The following is an 18,468-nucleotide window of genomic DNA, read 5'->3' as shown; positions in this document are numbered from 1 at the left end:
TTCCGCGCCTGGAATTGGCTCAATGTGTCGGCCCGGGGATCGAAAGTTCCCGGGCCGATTGCGTATGAGCGCTTCCATCCGGGCTTTCAGCGTTTTAAAGATGCGTCCGACATTCATGAACGAAAGCTCTGTCCATGCCTGAAAACTATCTCTTTGCGCCGCTGCCCATTCCCACCCTGCCGATCGAGGGCACGGACGCGCTCTTCCCCGTGCATCGGATTTATTGCGTCGGGCGCAATTTCGCAGATCACGCCATCGAGATGGGCCATGACCCCAACCGCGAGCCGCCCTTCTTCTTCCAGAAGAACCCGGATTCGATCCTGCTTTCGGGCGAGGACATGCCTTATCCATCTGAGACGAACGATCTCCACCATGAAATCGAACTGGTGGTGGCGCTGGAGAAGGGCGGCACGGATATTCCCCTGGAGCAGGCGCTCGACCATGTCTTCGGCTATGCCGTCGGCCTCGACATGACCAGGCGCGACCTGCAGGGCGAGGCGAAGAAGCTGGGCCGTCCGTGGGAAACCGGCAAGGCTTTCGAACTCTCCGCCCCCTGCACGCCGCTCGTGTCAGTCGCGCAAATCGGTCACCCGTCGAAAGGCGCGATCTGGGCCAAGGTCAATGGCGAGCTGCGCCAGAACGGCGATCTCGCGCAGATGATCTGGAAAGTGCCGGAGATGATCTCTTATCTCTCACGCCTCTTCACGCTCCAGCCCGGCGATCTGATCTTCGCGGGCACCCCCGCCGGCGTCGGCGCCGTCAAGCGCGGCGATACGATCGAAGGCGGCATTGACGGGGTAGGGGAGATTCAGACGCGAATTGTGTGAACATTGAAGCTGAAGTGACCTGGGCCGCGGACGGCTATAGGTCACTTCGCCCATTTTTTATGCAGCATCGATATTGCAAATCATTTCGGCAATATTGCATTGCGAAAATATGGCTCCTGCGGCATGAATGAATCATGCTGCATCGCGACCTTACCATTCTGGTGATCGACGAAAACGCCATCCGGGCCTCGATTATCGAGGAGGGATTGCGTGAGGCCGGACATGCGCGGGTGACCGTCATCCATGAAGTGCAGGGCGTGGCGCGCATTATCGAGACGCTGCAGCCTGACGTCATCGTCATCGATATCGAGAACCCCAACCGCGATATGATGGAGCACCTGTTTCAACTGACGCGCTCCGTCAGCCGGCCCATCGCCATGTTCGTCGACCGCGCCGATTCCGCATCCATCGAGGCGGCGGTAGAGGCGGGGGTTTCGGCTTATATCGTCGATGGGCTAAAAAAGGAGCGCGTCAAGCCGATTCTGGATGTCGCTGTCGTCAGGTTCAACGCGTTCAGCCGTCTCCAGCGCGAGCTGGCGGATGCGAAATCGGCTTTGGAGGAGCGTAAGATCGTCGAACGCGCCAAGGGCATTCTGATGCGGATGCGCAACCTCTCTGAAGAAGAGGCGTTTGCGCTCTTGCGCCAGACGGCCATGAACGAGAAGAAGAAGCTGGCGGAGATTGCCCAGAGCGTCGTCACCGCCGCGGGACTTCTTACGCGATGAGGAAAGCGACGTGAACAGCATGGTGCATGACATGGCGGGGCAGGGCGCGCCGCTGCCGGGGAGGATCGCAAGCGAAGGCGCGCGGGTCGTTCGTGCCGGGTTCATTCCGCTGGTGGATAGCGCGGTGCTTATCGCTGCAGTGGAATTCGGCTTTGCGGCGCGCGAGGGGATTGCGCTCGATCTGGTCAAAGAAGTCTCCTGGGCGAATGTTCGCGACCGGCTCGCCTTCCGCCAGTTCGATGTCGCGCATATGCTTTCGCCGATGCCCGTAGCCTCCATGCTCGGCCTCGGCTCCAACCCGTCGCCTGCCATCGCGCCGTTCTCGCTGGGGCGCGGCGGCAATGCGATAACCCTCTCGACCCGGCTTTACGCGCGGATGCAGGAAGAGGGCGGCCTCGCCGAACCGGAGAATGCGCTCGAAAATGCCAAGGCATTGGCGCGCGTCATCCATCGCATGAAGGAGCGGGATGAGCCGCTGCCGACGCTGGGAATGACCTATCCCTTTTCCTCCCACAATTACGAGTTCCGCTATTGGCTCGCCGCGGGCGGGATCGATCCGGACACCGATGTGCGGCTTGTCGTCGTGCCGCCGCCGCTCACCTCCGATGCGCTTGAAGCGGGAGCCATCGACGGCTTCTGCGTCGGCGCGCCATGGAACATGGTGGCCTCGGAGCGCGGCGTCGGCCGGATCGTCGCGACCAAGCAGGATTTGTGGCCTTCCGCGCCGGAAAAGGTGCTGGGCATGCGGCCGGAATGGGCGGAAACCAAGCCGGAGACGCTGGCTCGCCTCATCACGGCGCTCGACGCCGCCGCCCGCTGGTGCGGCCAGCCGGAAAACCGCGATGCGCTGGCGGAAGCACTGGCCGATCCGCGCTATGTGGCGGTGCCGGTCGATATTCTCCGCCGCGTCCTCGCCGGCCGGTTCACCATCGATCCGCAGGGGAGCGAGCGGATCATCGAGGATTATTTTGTTTTCCACGCCGGTCACGCCAACTACCCGCGCCCGAGCCACGCGCTATGGATTTACAGCCAGATGATCCGCTGGGGACAGACGGCCTTCTCCAGGATCGGCGCCGAGGCGGCGGCATCGGCCTACCGGCCAGACCTTTATCGCAAAATTCTGGGGCATGAAGCCGCCCCCGCTGACAATGACCTGCGCATTGAAGGCGCGGAACCGGGCGAGGGGTTTATCGACGGTCATGTCTTCGATCCCGCAAAGATCGAGGAATATGTTGCGGAGTTTGCGATAGGGACGGTGCAGTCGGCTGCCGCGTCGCACGAATAAAAGGCTCCGCTACAGAACGTAAGGCGCGCGTATTCCCGGATTATCAGGCGGAAAATCCTTGATATTGCGCGTTACAAGCAATCGCCCAGCTGTTTGCGCCGTGGCCCAGATCACGGCGTCGGGCAGTTTGATGCGATGCCTTTGCCGCAGCTCCACCGCACGGTTGGCTATGGTATCGTCAAGGGCAATCACCTCGAAGCCTTCAAGGAAAAGCCGGGTCGGCTCCATCAGGTCGGCATTTGCTCCCACCATCACCTCCATCCATGTGATGATGCTGATGGCCCGGTTTTCGAAACGCTCGATTTCCGTACGAGCTTGAGGGAAGGCGTTTAGATGGTCGATGAGGATGTTCGTGTCGAAGAGCGCGCCTACCATTCCTGGCGCACCTTCTCCTGATAGGCCATGCCGTCGACTTTGCGTTCTCCCCATAAGCCGAAACCATCCTCGACCTGTTCACGGCGATGGCGGGCGAGATAATCGTCTATCGCCGCGCGGATCAGGGCTGCGCGCGATTGATGCTCCCGCTTGGCAAGAGCATCGAGAGCTTCAACCTGAGCATCGGTCATGTCGATAAGGGCGCGCATCGCGTTCTCCATTGATATATAGGATATATATCATATGGCATCAGGCAACGGAAGTACAAGACCATCCCAATGCTGCATCTGCTCAATGAATCGGCAGCGCCCCGGTTCGCCCGCGCTCACCAGCCTAAAAAATGATCTAAAATACCGCCGCCTATTTTTCAATCACTTTCAAATTTTTAGAATTATTCCATAAGAATCAATCGCTTAAAACTCACCTTTGAAACTGGCACGCTGCTTGCTTCTCTTAAAATGCTTCGGTCAACGGAGATCGGAGCAAGCTGGAGCGCCAAAGAGACGCTCTACCCAAAGACAACGACGTCGCAAGGTTTTGCCACCCGGGGGCTCCCAAGCCCGAGTGCCAGATCCTTAAGCGACGTTTTTTTATGCCCGAATTCCACGCTCAAGGGGAACCTGCGCATGACCACTCTTAAGGATACACAGTCGATACCGGCCAGCGAGCCGGCCAGGGCATTGTGGATGTCGACGCTCGCCTTCACGGTCTGTTTCGCGGTCTGGACAATCTTCGCGATCATCGGCGTTCGCATCAAACAGGATTTGAATCTTACCGAAGCCGAGTTCGGCCTGCTGGTGGGCACGCCCATCCTGACCGGCTCGCTCATCCGCATCGTGCTTGGCATCTGGACCACCCGCTATGGCGGACGTCTCGTCTATACGCTCACCATGCTGGCGGCGGCGCTGGCGACGTTTCTTCTCTCCTATGCCACGACCTATCCGCAGATGCTGATTGCCGGTCTCGGCGTCGGCCTCGCGGGCGGCTCCTTTGCCGTCGGCGTTGCCTATGTCGCGCCGTTCTTCCCGCCGCAAAAGCAGGGAACCGCGCTTGGCATTTTCGGCGCGGGCAATGTCGGCGCGGCCGTCACCAAATTCGTCGCGCCCTTCGTGCTTGTCGCCTGGGGATGGCAGGCGGTGGCGGAGATCTGGGCCGCCGCGCTTGTGGTCATGGCCGTGGTCTTCTGGTTCACCACCACGGACGATCCGGCGTTTCGCGAGCGCCGCTCGCGCAGCACGGCGCCGAAAAGCTTCGCCCAGGAATTCGCGCCGCTTAGGAATGTTCAGGTCTGGCGCTTCTCGCTCTATTATTTCTTCGCTTTCGGCGGCTTCGTCGCCCTGTCGCTGTGGCTGCCGCGCTATCTCGTCGGCGTCTATGGCTTCAACCTCGAAGTCGCCGGCATGATCGCCGCTGCCTATTCCATCCCGGGCAGCATCTTCCGCGCTTTCGGCGGCGTGCTCTCGGACAAAAAGGGCGCGCGCAGCGTCATGTATGCCATGTTCGCGGTGTCGGCGGTGGCGACGCTCATCCTGTCGCTTCCCGCGGCCAGCATCTCGCCGCTCGTTTTCATCGTCGTCATCTTCGTGCTCGGCTTCATGATGAGCTTGGGCAAGGCGGCGGTCTACAAGCACATCCCGGCCTATTACCCCGATAGCATCGGCGCGGTCGGCGGCATTGTCGGCATGATGGGCGGCCTCGGCGGCTTCATCCTGCCGATCGTCTTCGGCCTTCTCAAGGACATGACCGGCCTTTGGTCCAGCTGCTTCATGCTGCTCTTCGCAATCGTCGCGGCCTCCCTCATCTGGATGCATTTGTCGGTCAAGCAGATGCAGCGCCAACAGCACCCAGCTTCCGCAGTGGCGGCTTAATCTACAGGAATAGACATATGGCAGAAAAACTCGTCATCATCGGCAGCGGCATGGCTTCGGGCCGTATGCTCGAACACCTTTTCGAGGCGGCTCCTGACAGCTTCGAGGTGACGCTCTTCGGGGCGGAGCCACGCGGCAACTACAACCGCATCATGCTGTCGCCGGTGCTGGCGGGTGAGAAAACCTATGAGCAGATCGTCACCCACGATGCCGAATGGTACGCCAGGCACGGTGTGAATTGCCGCTTCGGCGAAACGGTGACGAAGATCGACCGCAAGGCCAAGACCATCTTCACCGCCAGGGGCGAGACGCCCTATGACAAGCTCGTCGTCGCCACCGGCTCCGCGCCGTTCATCATCCCCATCGTCGGCAAGGACCTGCCGGGCGTGCGCGCCTTCCGCGATCTTGACGATGTCAACGCCATGGTGGAGGCGGCGGGCAAGCCGAACGCCAAGGCAGTCGTGATCGGCGGCGGGCTTCTCGGCCTCGAGGCGGCGGCGGCGCTGCGGCTGCGCGGCATGGAGGTGGTCGTGCTCCATTTGATGGGGCATCTGATGGAGCGCCAGCTCGACCCGGCGGCAGGGTATCTGTTGCAAAAGGAGCTGGAAGGCCGCGGCATCAAGGTGCATTGCAAGGCGCAGACGCAGGCGATCCTCGGCACGACCCATGTCGAGGGTGTGCTGCTCGATGACGGCACGATTTACCCGGCCGATCTGGTGGTGATGGCGGTCGGTATCCGGCCTGAAGTGCGTATAGCCAATGATGCGGGGCTCTATGTCGAGCGCGGCATCGTCGTCAACGACCAGATGGTGTCTTCCGACCCGGACATCCTCGCCATCGGCGAATGTGTCGAGCATGAGCGCATTTGCTACGGTCTCGTCGCGCCGCTCTATGACATGGCGAAGGTGGCGGCGAAGACGCTGGTGGGCGAGGCGGCGGCGTTCCGTCCCGTCGAGACGGCGACGCAGCTGAAAGTGACCGGCGTCAGCCTGTACTCCGCCGGCGATTTCGCCGACGCGCCCGACCGCGAGGAAATCGTGTTGCGTGACGCCAGCGCCGGCATCTACAAGCGACTGGTGCTGAAGGAAAACCGCATTCTCGGCGCGGTGCTCTACGGCGAGACCGGTGATGGCGCCTGGTTCTTCGACATGCTGCGCAAGGGAACCGATGTCTCCGATATGCGCGACACGCTTATCTTCGGCCAGGCTTATCAGGGAGGAGCCCCGCTGGACCCTATGGCGGCCGTTGCAGCCTTGCCGGATGAGGCGGAAATCTGTGGCTGTAACGGCGTGTGCAAGAGCAAGATCGTCGGCACGATCAATGAAAAGGGCCTGACTTCGCTGGACGACGTCCGGGCGCATACCAAGGCTTCCGCCTCCTGCGGCTCCTGCACCGGGCTTGTCGAGCAGCTGATGAAGCTGACGCTGGGCGACAAATACAACCCCGCCGCCGTCCAGCCGATGTGCACCTGCACCGATCTCGGCCATGACGATGTGCGCCGTCTCATCAAGGCCAAGAAGCTGAAGACCATTCCGGCGGTCATGCAGGAACTGGAATGGAAGACCTCCTGCGGCTGCGCCAAGTGCCGCCCGGCGCTCAACTATTATCTCGTCTGCGACTGGCCGGATGAATATGCCGACGATTACCAGTCGCGCTTCATCAATGAGCGCGTCCATGCCAATATCCAGAAGGACGGCACCTATTCGGTCGTGCCGCGTATGTGGGGCGGGGTGACCAACGCCGCCGAACTGCGCGCCATTGCCGATGTGGTCGATAAGTTCAACGTGCCGCTGGTGAAGGTGACGGGCGGGCAGCGCATCGACCTGCTCGGCATCGAGAAGGAGGATTTGCCCGCCGTCTGGGCCGATCTCGGCAAGGCCGGTTTCGTCTCGGGTCAGGCCTATGCCAAGGGGCTGCGCACGGTGAAGACGTGCGTCGGCTCCGACTGGTGCCGCTTCGGCACGCAGGATTCCACCGGCCTCGGCATCCGCATCGAAAAGTTCATGTGGGGCTCATGGACGCCGGCCAAGCTGAAAATGGCGGTTTCCGGCTGTCCCCGGAATTGCGCCGAGGCGACCTGCAAGGATATCGGCGTCATCTGCGTCGATTCAGGCTTCGAGATTCATTTTGCCGGTGCCGCGGGCCTCGACATCAAGGGCACGGAAAAGCTTGGGCTCGTCTCGACCGAGGATGAGGCGCTGGAGGTGATCGTGGCGCTGACGCAGATGTATCGCGAGCAGGCCCGCTATCTGGAGCGCATCTATAAATGGGCCAAGCGCGTCGGCTATGACGAAATCCGCCGTCAGATTCTCGACGACAAGGAGCGGCGCAAGGCCTTTTACGACCGCTTCGTCTTCTCCCAGAAATTCGCCCAGGTCGACCCCTGGTCCGAGCGCGTTTCGGGCAAGGACAAGCACGAGTTCAAGCCGATGGCGACGGTGGAATTTGCGGGAGCGGCTGAGTGACGGAGATGGACATGAACTGGATCGAAATCGGCACGCTTTCCGACATTCCCTTGCGCGGCGCACGCTGCGTGAAAACCCCGCAGGGCAAGATCGCGGTGTTCCGCACGGCGGAAAACGAGGTCTTCGCCATCGAAGACCATTGCCCACACAAGGGCGGACCGCTGAGTCAGGGCATCGTCCACGGCCGGGCGGTTACCTGCCCTCTGCATAATTGGGTGATCTCGCTGGAATCGGGCAGGGCGCTTGGCGCCGATGAGGGCGCGGTGCGGACCATTCCGGTGCGCAACGAGGGCGGCAAGCTTTCCATCGCGCTTGAAAACCTGATGCTGGCGGCGGCTGAATAATGTCAGCCAGCCGCCTCAATCTCCTTGCGCGCGCAACTGGCCAGAAAAGCGGAGCGGCTCAAACCGCGCCTGGCGGCGGCTTCGTCGATTGCGCGCAAGGTTCCCGCCTCGAAAGTGACATTGGCTCGGACGACACGCGTGTCGTCCTCGATCAGCGGAACCCGGATCAGGAACGCGCCTTCGGCCAGTTCGGCTCGGACATCGTCTCGCCGCAGAATTTTCTCTATCGGGGAAGGGGCAGGCAGTGCTTCATCTTCGGCCCAGAGCCGCAAGGCCTCGATGGCATTGCCGATCATGTCTTCCTCGGTATCAGAAGCCGAAAAGACGCCGGGAATATCCGGAAAGGAAATTCCGAAAGCACTGTCCGGGTCCTTGTGAACGACCGCGAGATAGTTGCGCATAGTGCCATTTTCCTTTCGCTTCACAGCCAGCCGGCCTGCCGGGCAATGTTGCGGGCTGTTCCCAGCGGCAGGTCCTATTTCGGATGGGGCACGATCACCGTTTTATCACCCTTGCGGAACTTATGGTGTGACCCGCTGACCGCGATGAGATCGAAGCCTTCGTCCTTGAGGCGCTGGATGATCTTGCGGCTGTTCCGTTCCATCCAGCTCTCCATTGATGCGCATTTATATACACACTTATCCGCAGTTTTTCAAGTCATGCAGCTTTTGAGGATGAGGGGGCAGATTGCTCATGTGTGAGGTCAAAACCACCTGTCCCTATTGCGGCGTCGGCTGCGGCGTGATCGCTGATGTCTCGGACAATGGCGCGGTCAGTGTGCGCGGCGACCCGGAGCACCCGGCAAATTTTGGCCGGCTCTGCTCCAAGGGCTCGGCGCTGGCCGAGACGATCGATCTCGACGGGCGGCTGCTTTATCCTGAAGTTTGCGGCACGCGGGCGGATTGGGACGAGGCGCTCGATCTCGTGGCCCGGAAATTCTCCGACGCAATACATGAGCACGGACCGGACTCGGTCGCCTTCTACGTCTCCGGCCAATTGCTGACCGAGGATTATTACGTCGCCAACAAGCTGATGAAAGGCTTCATCGGCTCGGCCAATATCGACACCAATTCGCGGCTCTGCATGGCCTCGTCGGTGGCGGGACACCGGCGGGCTTTCGGCTCGGATACGGTGCCGGGGGTGTATGAGGATCTGGAACTGGCCGATCTCGTCATCCTCACCGGCTCGAACCTCGCCTGGTGTCATCCGGTGCTTTACCAGCGCCTTGCAGCGGCGAAGCAGAAGCGGCCGGAGATGAAGATCGTGGTCATCGATCCGCGCCGGACGATGACCTGCGACATCGCGGATATGCATCTGGAAATCCTTGCCGATGGCGACGTGGCGCTGTTCAACGGATTGCTGGCCTATCTTGCCCGCAGCGCGGCGCTGGATGAGGATTTCATCCGCGAGCACACCAACGGCTTCGCCGAGGCTTTGGCTGCGGCACAGGCGAGTGAGGGGGATATTACCTCCCTGACCGGCCTTTCGGAGGGGGATATCGAGGCGTTTTACAGGGTGTTCGAGGCGACCGAGAGGGTGGTAACCTGCTATAGCCAGGGGGTAAACCAGTCCTCTTCGGGCACCGACAAGGTCAACGCCATCCTCAATTGCCATCTGGCGACGGGGCGCATCGGGCGTCCGGGCATGGGACCGTTCTCGCTGACCGGCCAGCCCAACGCCATGGGCGGACGCGAAGTCGGCGGCCTCGCCAATATGCTCGCCGCGCATATGGCGATCGAGAACCCCGAGCATCGGGAAAAGGTCCAGCGCTTCTGGAACGCGCCCGTGATTGCGGACAAGCAGGGCTTGAAGGCGGTCGAGCTGTTCAAGGCCGTGGCCGATGGGCGGATCAAGGCGCTCTGGATCATGGGCACCAATCCGGTGGTGTCGATGCCGGATGCCGATGCGGTGGCGGACGCTCTTCGTAAATGCCCGTTCGTGGTGGTTTCAGACATCGTGCGGGACACGGACACGACGCAATATGCGCATGTGCTGTTGCCCGCCCTGGGCTGGGGAGAGAAAGACGGCACTGTCACCAATTCCGAGCGGCGGATTTCGCGGCAACGGCCGTTTCTTGAGGCTCCCGGCGAGGCGCGCGCGGATTGGCGGATCATTTGCGATGTCGCGGTTCGGATGGGTTTTGGCGAGGCGTTCGATTTTGAAAGCCCGGCGGAGATTTTTGCCGAACATGCGGCGCTGTCGGCGTTTGAGAATGAGGGCGAGCGGGATTTCGATATCGGGGGGTATGCGACGATTCAAGGGGAGAGCTATGATCGTTTGCAGCCGTTTCAATGGCCAGCGCCGGTGCGAGACCCCCCCCTCTGGCCTGCCGGCCATCTCCCCCTCAAGGAGGGAGATCGGGTGACACGACGCTCTATCTTCACCTTGCAACGCCAGCGATTGGTGCCGAGCGTCCATGACGGCGTAATCTCCCCCCTTGAAAGGGAGATGCCCGGCAGGGCCGAGGGAGGTGAGCGCCACCCCATCCGCTTCTTCGCCAACGGTCATTTCTACCACCCCGACCGCAAAGCCCGCTTCATCCCCGTTCGATCCGCTGCAACGGAGCGCATCAACCCGGCGTATCCGCTGGTACTCAACACTGGCCGGATTCGCGATCAGTGGCACACCATGACCCGGACAGGCAAAAGCGCCCGGCTTTCCGCCCATCTCGCCGAGCCTTTCGCGGAGATAAATCCTGCTGACGCGAAAAGACTGGGCATTACCGATGCCACGCTGGTGCGGGTCACCAGCCCCCACGGCCAGATCCTCGTCCGCGCGCTGATCACCACCCGCCAGTCGCGCGGGGCGGCGTTTGTGCCGATGCACTGGACGGACCAGTTCGCCTCCAATGCCCGCGTCGATGCTCTGGTGCCGCCGGTGACGGACCCGGTGTCCGGGCAGCCCGCGTTGAAGCATGTGGCGGTGTCGATGGTGTCTTATGATGCGGGCTATTATGGCTTCGCGGTTTCGGTGCACAGGCCGAATGTCGTCAATGCGGATTATTTCGCGTTTGCCAAGGTTGAGCACGGTTTCCGCATGGAATGCGCGTTTGCTGAAGCGCCGGAGAATTGGGAGGCATGGTGCCGGGAAACCTGGCAACTCCCCGAAGCGCTCTCCGCGCTCGCCTATCACGACCGGGAGACCGGCGACCGGCGTATCGCCTTCTTCGACGGCGACAGGTTGATGCTTTCCTTTTACGCCGCGAGAAGCCCGGTGGCCGTTTCGCGCAGCTGGGCCGTGGCGCAGCTTGGCGCGGCGCATGGCGAGGCGCGACGGCGCTTGGGCATATTGGCAGGGCGGCCCGGGGCGGATCAGCCGGATATCGGCGCTATCGTCTGCTCGTGCTTTTCGGTCGGCATCAACCAGATCACGGCGGCTATCGATGGCGGCTGCGGTTCGGTGGAGGCAATCGGCGCGGCGCTCAAGGCCGGGACCAATTGCGGGTCATGCCGGGCTGAGATCCGGGCGATACTGGATACGCGGCGGGCGGTGAGTGAGGCGGCGGAGTAGCACCGACACCTTCCCTCTCCCTTGCGGGGAAGGTGCCTGCGCTAGAGCAAGTTGTGTTGTTATGGAATCACCTGAATAGCATTTTGACCGTAGTTGTAATGGATAGGTAGAGGAATGGATCCCAGTGACAAGCACTGGGATGACGGATGGGATGGCTGTTCCAGATAATCTCCAACCGTTCCATCTGCCACAACCGTTGTCCAGTTGGGCGAAAACCTCTCCACCTCGTCATCCCAGTGCTTGTCACTGGGATCCATTCCTCTACGGCGAAGTTGTCACCATCTATAAAGGAAGCTTTGTTGCTTCCGTCTAAAAACAAAATGCTCTCGCGGGCGGATGGGGGTGGTGACGTTGGTGCTTGCTTCGAAAACCGGAGCGCAAACGTCACCACCCCCACCCGACCCTTCGGGCCACCCTCCCCGCAAGGGGGAGGGGGTGCCAAGCTTAAACCGCGATCTTCCCGCCGCCCTGCTTGGTAATCGCCACCACGGACGGGCGCGTCGGCATGTCGTTGCGGAAATCCGGCCAGCGGGTCGAGAGGTCTTCGTAATAGGACGGGCGGCCGTGGCCTTCCCAGTCCTCGCCGCCATCGGCGGGATGCTGAACCGCGACGAAGGCTGTCTCATCATCAGGCGTGAAGAGCGGGCCGCACATTTCGGCGCCGACGGGCACGCGGAAGAAGAGCTTCGACGTGGCGCGCGCGCCGCCTTCGGTGTCCACAGCCCAAAGACCATCGGTGCGGCCGGTCTGCTTGTTGTTGTTGCCGTCGGTGGAGACCCAGAGACGTCCGGCGGAGTCGACAGCGCAATTATCGGGCATGCCGAACCAGCCGTTCTTGGTCGTATCGGTCGAGAACGTTGCGCCGACTTCCGCAACCGAGGGATCGCCGCATTTCAGCAGCACTTCCCACTTGCCCTTGGTGGCCGCGAAGTCGCCACCGTCTTCGGCGATCTCGATGATGTGGCCGAAGGCGTTCTTGGCGCGCGGATTGGCGGCGTCCACCTGCTCGTCCGTACGCTTGGTGTTGTTGGTCAGCATCACATAGACCTTGCCGTTGACGCCATTGGGCTGGACGTCTTCCGGGCGGTCCATCTTGGTCGCGCCGAGCAAATCGGCGGAGCGGCGGGTCTCGATCAGCACATCGGCCTGGCTCTTGAAGCCGTTTTCGGCGGTCAGCGGGCCCTGGCCGAAGGTGAGCGGCAGCCACTCGACCGTGCCGTCCTCGGAGAACTTGGCGACATAGAGCGTGCCCTCATCGAGCAGGTCCATATTGGCCTTGCGGTCATCCGGATTGAACTTGCCCGCAGTGACGAATTTGTAGACATAGTCGAAGCGCTCGTCATCGCCGAGATAGAAGACCACACGGCCATCCTTGTTGACGATCGACTCGGCGCCCTCATGCTTGACGCGGCCAAGCGCGGTGCGCTTCTTCGGCGTGGAGGTCGGGTCGAGAGCGTCGACTTCGACCACCCAGCCGAAGCGGTTCGGCTCGTTCGGCTCCTTGGAAAGATCGAAGCGGTCGTAGAAATTCGCCCATTCATAAGCGCCCTCGGGAATGCCCATGCGCTTGTAATTGGCGGCTTCGGGGTGATCGGCCGGCAGTTCGCCGCTGAAATAGCCGTGAATGTTTTCCTCGGCCATGATGTAGGTATGCCAGGGCGTCACACCACCGGCGCAATTGTTGATCGTGCCGAACACCTTGGTGCCGGTCGGGTCGGCCTTGGTCTTGAGACGGTCATGGCCGGCGGCAGGACCGGAAAGCTGCATCTCGGTATTGGCAGTAATGCGGCGGTTATATTTGCCGTCCAGCACCGGCTGCCACTTGCCGTCCACCTTCCTGATCTCGACGATCGTGCCGCCATGGGCAGCCATTTCGACATCGACCTGGTCCTTGGTCAGCGCGTTCTGCTTGATCTTGCCATCGGCAACGGTGACGAGGCCGGGGAACATCAGATGCGGGTTGGTGTATTCGTGGTTGACCACGAGCAGGCCGTGCGTCGAGGAGCCGTCGAGCGGGATATAGCCGACATAGTCGTTGTTATAGCCGAACTGCTTGGCCTGCGCGTCAGCCGTCTGCTTCGTCGGGTCGAAAGCGGGCGCATCGGGGAAGAGCGGATCGCCCCAGCGCAGGAGCACGTCGGCGTCATAGCCTTCCGCGACATGGTGCTTGTCATCCACGCCCGCCTCGACTTCCTTGAAGGTGAAGGCGGAGCCGTTGCCTGCCGCCTTGGCATCGTCGGCGGCCATGAGCGCCAGCGGGCTCACCGTCATTGCAATGGCCGATACCGCCAGCGAGCCCTGGAGAAAGCCACGGCGCGAAAAGCGCTTGGTGATGATCTCACCCATGGTCGGGTTGTCGGTCGGGTTGCGCGGCGCGCTGTCGGCTTCCTCAAGCTGACTTGTCTTGAACAGGGCTTGCTGTGAAACGGTCTCGTTCATCTGGCTATCCTCAACGTAAAAACTGCCCCCATTTAGAGCGTTTCCAATCTGTAGAAGCCGGATGTAACAGTGAGATGAAACGGAGCGGGCTTTCGCATGTCCGCAGGGGGAATCGGCAGAACGAGCTAAAAGTTAAAATTCGATTCAATCTTTATTTGGAATTTGGCTTTAGCAATTGCTGAAGGAGGCTCCGGCGTTATGGGGCCTTGGGATTGGATCTTATTCTTGTATTGCGTAAAGGGTTCCATGCGTTTTCCCGGCATGTCGGCCATAGTGCCTATCTGCATGGTTCTGGCCGGCTGCTCATCGACGAGCGACGGCTTGGACGAACTCGTGGCGCGCCCATCGCTTGAGACGACAAGTTCCATCACGCCGCCGGTTGATGTCACGCCGCCCGCTCCGGTGCCGCCCGCCCCGGTTGCGCAGCCGCAGCAGCAGGAGATGGCGCTGGTGACGCCCGTGGCGGCGCCCGTCATGCCCGCGCCGCCCGTCCGGGTGCCAGAGCCGCGGCCCAAGGTGGAGTCCGTCGCTTTCGTGGTGCCGGAAAAGCCCTCGGGGCCGGTCGAGCGCAGCCGCGTCTATAGCCGCCGTTTCCGTGACGCCAAGCCGATCAATTTCGGCCGCGCCTCTCCCAAAGCGCTCCCCGTGCACGGCGTCGATGTCTCGCGCTGGCAAGGCGAAATTGACTGGGAGAAGCTGCGCTCGCAGGGCGCCAACTTCGCCTATATCAAGGCGACCGATGGCGGCGACCATCTCGACCCGATGTTCAGGAAGAACTGGCGCAGGGCGCATGAGGCCGGACTGAAGCGCGGCGCCTATCATTTCTTCTATTGGTGCCGTACCGCGGGCGAGCAGGCCGACTGGTTCATCCGCAACGTGCCGAAGGTGGAAGGCGCGCTGCCGCCGGTCATCGACGTCGAATGGAACGGCGAATCCCGCTGCAGCCAGCGCATCTCGCGCAAGCGCGTGCTGGAGAAGATGAAGGTCTTCATGGAGAAGCTGGAGCGCCATTACGGCCAGCGCCCCATCATTTACACTGCGCCCGATTTCTATCGCGACAATCTGAGGGGCGAATTCCTCGATTATCCCTTCTGGCTCCGCTCGGTCGCCGCGCATCCTTCCAAGGTCTATCCGGGCCGTAAATGGCTGTTCTGGCAATATTCCGGCTCGGGCCTGTCGCATGGCGTGGACGGCAAGATCGATCTCAACGCCTTTAACGGCAGCGTCGAGGATTGGCACCGCTGGGTGGCGCGGGCGGGGAGCTGATCACGCCGCCTTGCTCTGCCGTGCGGGTGTCGTCTCGATCCAGTCGCGCAGAGCCGAAACGTACTGGGCTGCGGCATCTTTCAGCGCTTCGGCATCCAGCTTGTCGGCCTGATAGAGCACGAAGGGCTTGGTCCAGCCGAGTCCGCAGCGGTTCGCCGTTGCGCGCAGAGGGGCGAACAGATCTTCCATGGCGAACATGTTGCGTCCGCCGGGGCGATAGGCCTCCGGCACATTGCCCGCCGTCGCGGCGATGAGCAGCGGCGTACCCTCGAGCGCGCGGCCTTCCGCCTCATAGGCGATGTAGAACATGCGGGTGAGCACCGCATCCTGCCAGGCCTTGAGCAGCGGCGGGGTGGAATACCATTGCACCGGGAATTGCAGCACGATCCGGTCGGTCGCGAGCAGCCGTGCCGCTTCCCGCTCGCCATCCCCGAAGAGGTCGATGTCACCGGGATAGAGCGCCTGCATATCGACAAGCTCGACATCAGGAATTGCGCGTGCCGCGTCGGCCAGCGCGGCATTGGCCCTGGAGCGGGAAAGATCGGGGTGGAACAGCAGGATCAGGGTTTTCGGCACTTTTGCCTCCTTTCGATGTAGCGATGGAGGCATGATGAAGGGAATGAAGAAATTACTCCAATCGATTAACGATATGGTCTATTATTCATTTTATGAATTTACGCTCGATCGATCTCAATCTGCTCGTCATCCTCGATGCGCTGCTGGATGAAGCTCATGTCAGCCGCGCCGCCGACCGGCTCGGCCTTTCGCAGCCTGCCACATCGGCGGCATTGCAGCGTTGCCGCCATCTCTTTCGTGACGATCTCCTGGAGCGAGGACGCGGCATCATGCGCCTCACCCCAAAGGCGGAGGCATTGCGGTCGCCGCTGAAATCGCTGCTTGCGGACGCGGCGGGGCTTATCGACGCGCCGGAAATACCGCTCCGCGATATCAGACAGACCTTGCGGATCACCATGGCGGATTCTCCGGCGCGGTTTGTCATCGTCCCGCTGCAGCAGGACTTGCAAAGGTCGGCCCCCTGCATCGATCTCATCATCCAGCCCTGGCATGGGGCGGATGCGGCGCGTGAGGCGCTGACCGGCGGGACGAGCGATCTGGCAATCTCAGTTTTCCCGCCGGTGGAGGACGATCTTCACCGCGAAGAACTGCTGCACGAGCATTATGTCGTCGCCATGCGCGAAGATCATCCGGCGGCGAAAGATTTCAGCCTCGAGCGATGGCTCACCTATCCGCACATTCTGGTTTCCGGAAAGGGCGATGTGCGCTCGCCGCTCGATGCGGAGCTCTCCCGGCATGGCCTCGCACGGCGCGTCGGGCTGGTGGTGCCGAACTTCCAGATGGTGCCGCCGCTCCTGCAAGGCTCTGATATGATTGCGATGCTGCCCTCGCGCTGCGTACCGGCGGGTACGCTCACAACCTTCGCTCCGCCTATCCCTGTCCCCGGCTTCACGCTTCATCTGGCCTGGCACAAGCGCCGCGCCAGGGACACGGCGCTTCAGCACGCGGCAGGGATTTTGGGGCGGCTGTTACGGGGCTGAACGATCCCTGCACGGAAACTCATGCAGGTGGACAATGATATCCTCGTTGTCGGCAAGAATGACTGCATAGGCGGGAGCCTCGAAGCTCGGCTTATGCGGCCCAGTCAATTGCAGCGCGGACTGTACGGCAGTGCTGCGCACCGTCACGAAGGGAATGCCGCTCCAGCTTCCTGCGGCGAAGCGATGGACATGCCCGGCGAAGATGTGGCGCACATTGCAGTGGCGGCTCAGCACATCCCGCAGCGCTTCGGCGTCGGCGAGCCGCCATTTGTCGAGCGAGGGAATGCCGATAGAGAAGGGCGGATGATGTATGAAGATGAGCGCGCCGTCTGGCGTACCGGCGAGCACGCTGTCGAGCCAGGCAAGCCGCTTCTCGCATAGACGCCCCTCAATATGCCCTTCCTCCAGCGTGTCGAGGAGAATGGCCCTCGTCCCGCCCAGATCGGTGAAAGACTGGATGAAGCCGTCCTCCCCAGGCGCATCGGGGAAAGCCGCGCGGAAGGTGGCGCGGGCGTCGTGGTTGCCCATCATCAACAGGTGGGGGGCGGCGAGAGTGGAGAGCCGGTCCTTCAGCGCCGCATAGGCTTCAGGTTCGCCATTATTCGTCAGGTCGCCCGAGAAAACGATGAGGTCCGCATCGGCATGATGGCGGTTCAAATCGGCGATGCAATCTTCCAGCCGTGCGAGCGGGTCGATGCCGGAAAGCGTCGCGCCCGGCGCGGTCAGATGAAGATCGGAAACCTGGATGATTTTCATGGCGTGATTCCCAAGGAGAACGGGGGCTTTCTATCATATTCCGCCAAGCGTGGTTTGCCGCTCGATGAAGCCCGCTTCGAGATGGGCGGTGGAAGGCGGGGCATGCGGGTCGGCGAGGCGGCGGTCGAGATGCTCGATGGCGCGGGCGGCGATTTCCGACGGGTCCTGCCGGAAGGTGCTGAGGCGGTATGCCTCCCACGCGGCTTCCGGTATGTCATCGAAGCCGATGACCGAGACATCGTCAGGCACACGCAGCGCGAAACGATGGCGCGCGGCATCGATGAGGCCGAAGGCAATGAGATCGTTGACGCAGAAGATTGCCTGCGGGCGGTCCGGGCGGTCGAACAGGATTTTCGCAGCTTCCTGGCCGCCCGCATAATCGGAATCCCCGCCCGCGGCGACCGTCACGTCAGCGCCGAGCCGCCGCGCCTCATCGACAAAGGCGCGCTGGCGCTCGACGATGCTGGGGGTGCCGGAAGCCGAGCCCGCAAGGCCGAGCCGCCGCGCACCCCGCGCCACGAACAGCGCCGCCGCCTTCTTCGCCGCACCGGCATTGTCGATGCGCACATGGTCGCAATCGGGCTCCGAGCGGCCGATCATGACAAGGGGCTGGCCGTTCTGGCGGGCAAGCTCAGCGAAGGAAGCGGGCGGGGAGCCGGAAAGGATGATCGTCGCCTCGGCACGGTAGCCGAACAGCGCCGTTTCCGCCGCCCGCACCTCTTCGCCCGAACTGCCGGTGTTGATGAGGAGGGGCACATTGCCGCGCCGGATCAGACCGCGCGTCAGCGCCGTCACCAGATGGGCGCGGAAGCCCAGTTCCGGCTTGGTGGCGACGAGGCCGACCAGCCGGCTGCGATTGGCAAGAAGCCCGCGCGCGAGATCGTTGACCTGATAGCCCAGTTCCGCCGCCGCGCGCATCACCTTCTCGCGTGTCTCGGCCGCGATGCTCGCGCCCGGCGTGAACGCGCGTGAGACGGCGGAACGGGAAACCCCCGCCCGTTCGGCGACCTGCTGGGCGCTGACAAAACCGCGTTGCTCTACCGGTGAAATTT

The 18,468-nt window shown here is 62.1% G+C and carries 16 protein-coding genes and 1 pseudogene; 9 read left to right on the top strand and 8 right to left on the bottom strand.

All coding sequences use genetic code 11. The annotated features are described in order from the left end of the window. Window positions 1-134: 134 nt before the first annotated feature. From ACOWVG_RS14425 to ACOWVG_RS14415, 3 genes are all read left to right on the top strand, one after another. Window positions 135-827, top strand: a complete 693-nt coding sequence (locus tag ACOWVG_RS14425; RefSeq protein ID WP_420962941.1) for a fumarylacetoacetate hydrolase family protein — start codon at window positions 135-137, stop codon at window positions 825-827. 134 nt (window positions 828-961) lie between these two features. Then, window positions 962-1,552 (top strand): ANTAR domain-containing response regulator, encoded by a 591-nt coding sequence (locus ACOWVG_RS14420; protein WP_420962940.1) that lies wholly within the window; start codon window positions 962-964, stop codon window positions 1,550-1,552. A 19-nt stretch (window positions 1,553-1,571) separates the two neighbouring features. Beyond that, the gene (locus tag ACOWVG_RS14415) at window positions 1,572-2,837 is read left to right on the top strand and encodes a CmpA/NrtA family ABC transporter substrate-binding protein (protein ID WP_420963101.1); all 1,266 of its coding nucleotides are present in this window, start codon (window positions 1,572-1,574) and stop codon (window positions 2,835-2,837) included. A gap of 9 nt (window positions 2,838-2,846) precedes the next feature. On the opposite strand, the gene ACOWVG_RS14410 is transcribed toward ACOWVG_RS14415, so the two are convergent. Both ACOWVG_RS14410 and ACOWVG_RS14405 read right to left on the bottom strand, forming a co-directional pair. Continuing rightward, complete coding sequence (locus tag ACOWVG_RS14410) at window positions 2,847-3,212, bottom strand: type II toxin-antitoxin system VapC family toxin (RefSeq protein ID WP_420962939.1); 366 nt, start codon at window positions 3,210-3,212, stop codon at window positions 2,847-2,849. Further along, on the bottom strand, window positions 3,206-3,421 hold the full coding sequence (locus ACOWVG_RS14405) for a ribbon-helix-helix domain-containing protein (protein ID WP_420962938.1): 216 nt from the start codon (window positions 3,419-3,421) through the stop codon (window positions 3,206-3,208). Before ACOWVG_RS14405 ends, ACOWVG_RS14410 begins: the two co-directional genes overlap by 7 nt. Before the next feature lie 417 nt (window positions 3,422-3,838). Between ACOWVG_RS14405 and ACOWVG_RS14400 the strand changes: the two genes are divergently transcribed. The 3 genes from ACOWVG_RS14400 to nirD are packed head-to-tail and all read left to right on the top strand — an operon-like array spanning window position 3,839 to window position 7,889. Next, complete coding sequence (locus tag ACOWVG_RS14400; protein ID WP_420962937.1) at window positions 3,839-5,080, top strand: MFS transporter; 1,242 nt, start codon at window positions 3,839-3,841, stop codon at window positions 5,078-5,080. Window positions 5,081-5,097: 17 nt separating this feature from the next. Beyond that, the gene (gene nirB / locus ACOWVG_RS14395; protein ID WP_420962936.1) at window positions 5,098-7,545 is read left to right on the top strand and encodes a nitrite reductase large subunit NirB; all 2,448 of its coding nucleotides are present in this window, start codon (window positions 5,098-5,100) and stop codon (window positions 7,543-7,545) included. Window positions 7,546-7,550: 5 nt separating this feature from the next. Beyond that, the gene (gene nirD, locus ACOWVG_RS14390; RefSeq protein WP_420963100.1) at window positions 7,551-7,889 is read left to right on the top strand and encodes a nitrite reductase small subunit NirD; all 339 of its coding nucleotides are present in this window, start codon (window positions 7,551-7,553) and stop codon (window positions 7,887-7,889) included. A gap of 2 nt (window positions 7,890-7,891) precedes the next feature. On the opposite strand, the gene ACOWVG_RS14385 is transcribed toward nirD, so the two are convergent. Both ACOWVG_RS14385 and ACOWVG_RS14380 read right to left on the bottom strand, forming a co-directional pair. Beyond that, the gene (locus tag ACOWVG_RS14385; protein ID WP_420962935.1) at window positions 7,892-8,290 is read right to left on the bottom strand and encodes a type II toxin-antitoxin system HicB family antitoxin; all 399 of its coding nucleotides are present in this window, start codon (window positions 8,288-8,290) and stop codon (window positions 7,892-7,894) included. A 77-nt stretch (window positions 8,291-8,367) separates the two neighbouring features. Continuing rightward, a pseudogene (locus ACOWVG_RS14380) lies at window positions 8,368-8,493 on the bottom strand (type II toxin-antitoxin system HicA family toxin); the annotation flags it as partial. An 89-nt stretch (window positions 8,494-8,582) separates the two neighbouring features. Between ACOWVG_RS14380 and ACOWVG_RS14375 the strand changes: the two are divergent. Continuing rightward, window positions 8,583-11,399: a molybdopterin-dependent oxidoreductase gene (locus ACOWVG_RS14375; protein WP_420962934.1), complete on the top strand. Its 2,817-nt coding sequence runs from the start codon at window positions 8,583-8,585 to the stop codon at window positions 11,397-11,399. Window positions 11,400-11,843: 444 nt separating this feature from the next. Here the strand turns inward: ACOWVG_RS14375 and ACOWVG_RS14370 are convergent, their stop codons facing one another. After that, entirely contained in the window at window positions 11,844-13,838 is a 1,995-nt protein-coding gene (locus tag ACOWVG_RS14370; protein WP_420962933.1) for a PhoX family protein, read from the bottom strand. 246 nt (window positions 13,839-14,084) lie between these two features. Here ACOWVG_RS14370 and ACOWVG_RS14365 point away from each other — a divergent pair, with 246 nt between their 5' ends. Next, window positions 14,085-15,104 carry a GH25 family lysozyme gene (locus ACOWVG_RS14365; protein WP_420962932.1) on the top strand — a complete coding sequence of 340 codons (1,020 nt, stop codon included), beginning with the start codon at window positions 14,085-14,087 and terminating at the stop codon, window positions 15,102-15,104. Here ACOWVG_RS14365 and ACOWVG_RS14360 read toward each other — a convergent pair whose 3' ends face one another. Next, entirely contained in the window at window positions 15,105-15,680 is a 576-nt protein-coding gene (locus tag ACOWVG_RS14360; RefSeq protein ID WP_420962931.1) for an NAD(P)H-dependent oxidoreductase, read from the bottom strand. Window positions 15,681-15,772: 92 nt separating this feature from the next. On the opposite strand from ACOWVG_RS14360, the gene ACOWVG_RS14355 reads away from it, so the two are divergent. Then, the gene (locus ACOWVG_RS14355) at window positions 15,773-16,660 is read left to right on the top strand and encodes a LysR substrate-binding domain-containing protein (protein ID WP_420962930.1); all 888 of its coding nucleotides are present in this window, start codon (window positions 15,773-15,775) and stop codon (window positions 16,658-16,660) included. Here the strand turns inward: ACOWVG_RS14355 and ACOWVG_RS14350 are convergent. Together ACOWVG_RS14350 and ACOWVG_RS14345 are read right to left on the bottom strand one after the other, a co-directional pair. Then, window positions 16,649-17,416, bottom strand: coding sequence for a phosphodiesterase (locus ACOWVG_RS14350; RefSeq protein WP_420962929.1), 768 nt, complete (start codon window positions 17,414-17,416; stop codon window positions 16,649-16,651). The genes ACOWVG_RS14355 and ACOWVG_RS14350 overlap by 12 nt on opposite strands. A 33-nt stretch (window positions 17,417-17,449) precedes the next feature. Beyond that, on the bottom strand, window positions 17,450-18,466 hold the full coding sequence (locus ACOWVG_RS14345; RefSeq protein ID WP_420963099.1) for a LacI family DNA-binding transcriptional regulator: 1,017 nt from the start codon (window positions 18,464-18,466) through the stop codon (window positions 17,450-17,452). Window positions 18,467-18,468: the final 2 nt, after the last annotated feature.

It is taken from the genome of Brucella sp. IR073 (assembly GCF_049065735.1).
Lineage (GTDB): Bacteria > Pseudomonadota > Alphaproteobacteria > Rhizobiales > Rhizobiaceae > Paramesorhizobium.
The sequence above is the reverse complement of the archived record's forward strand: the minus strand, read 5'-3'. Positions and strand labels throughout refer to the sequence as shown.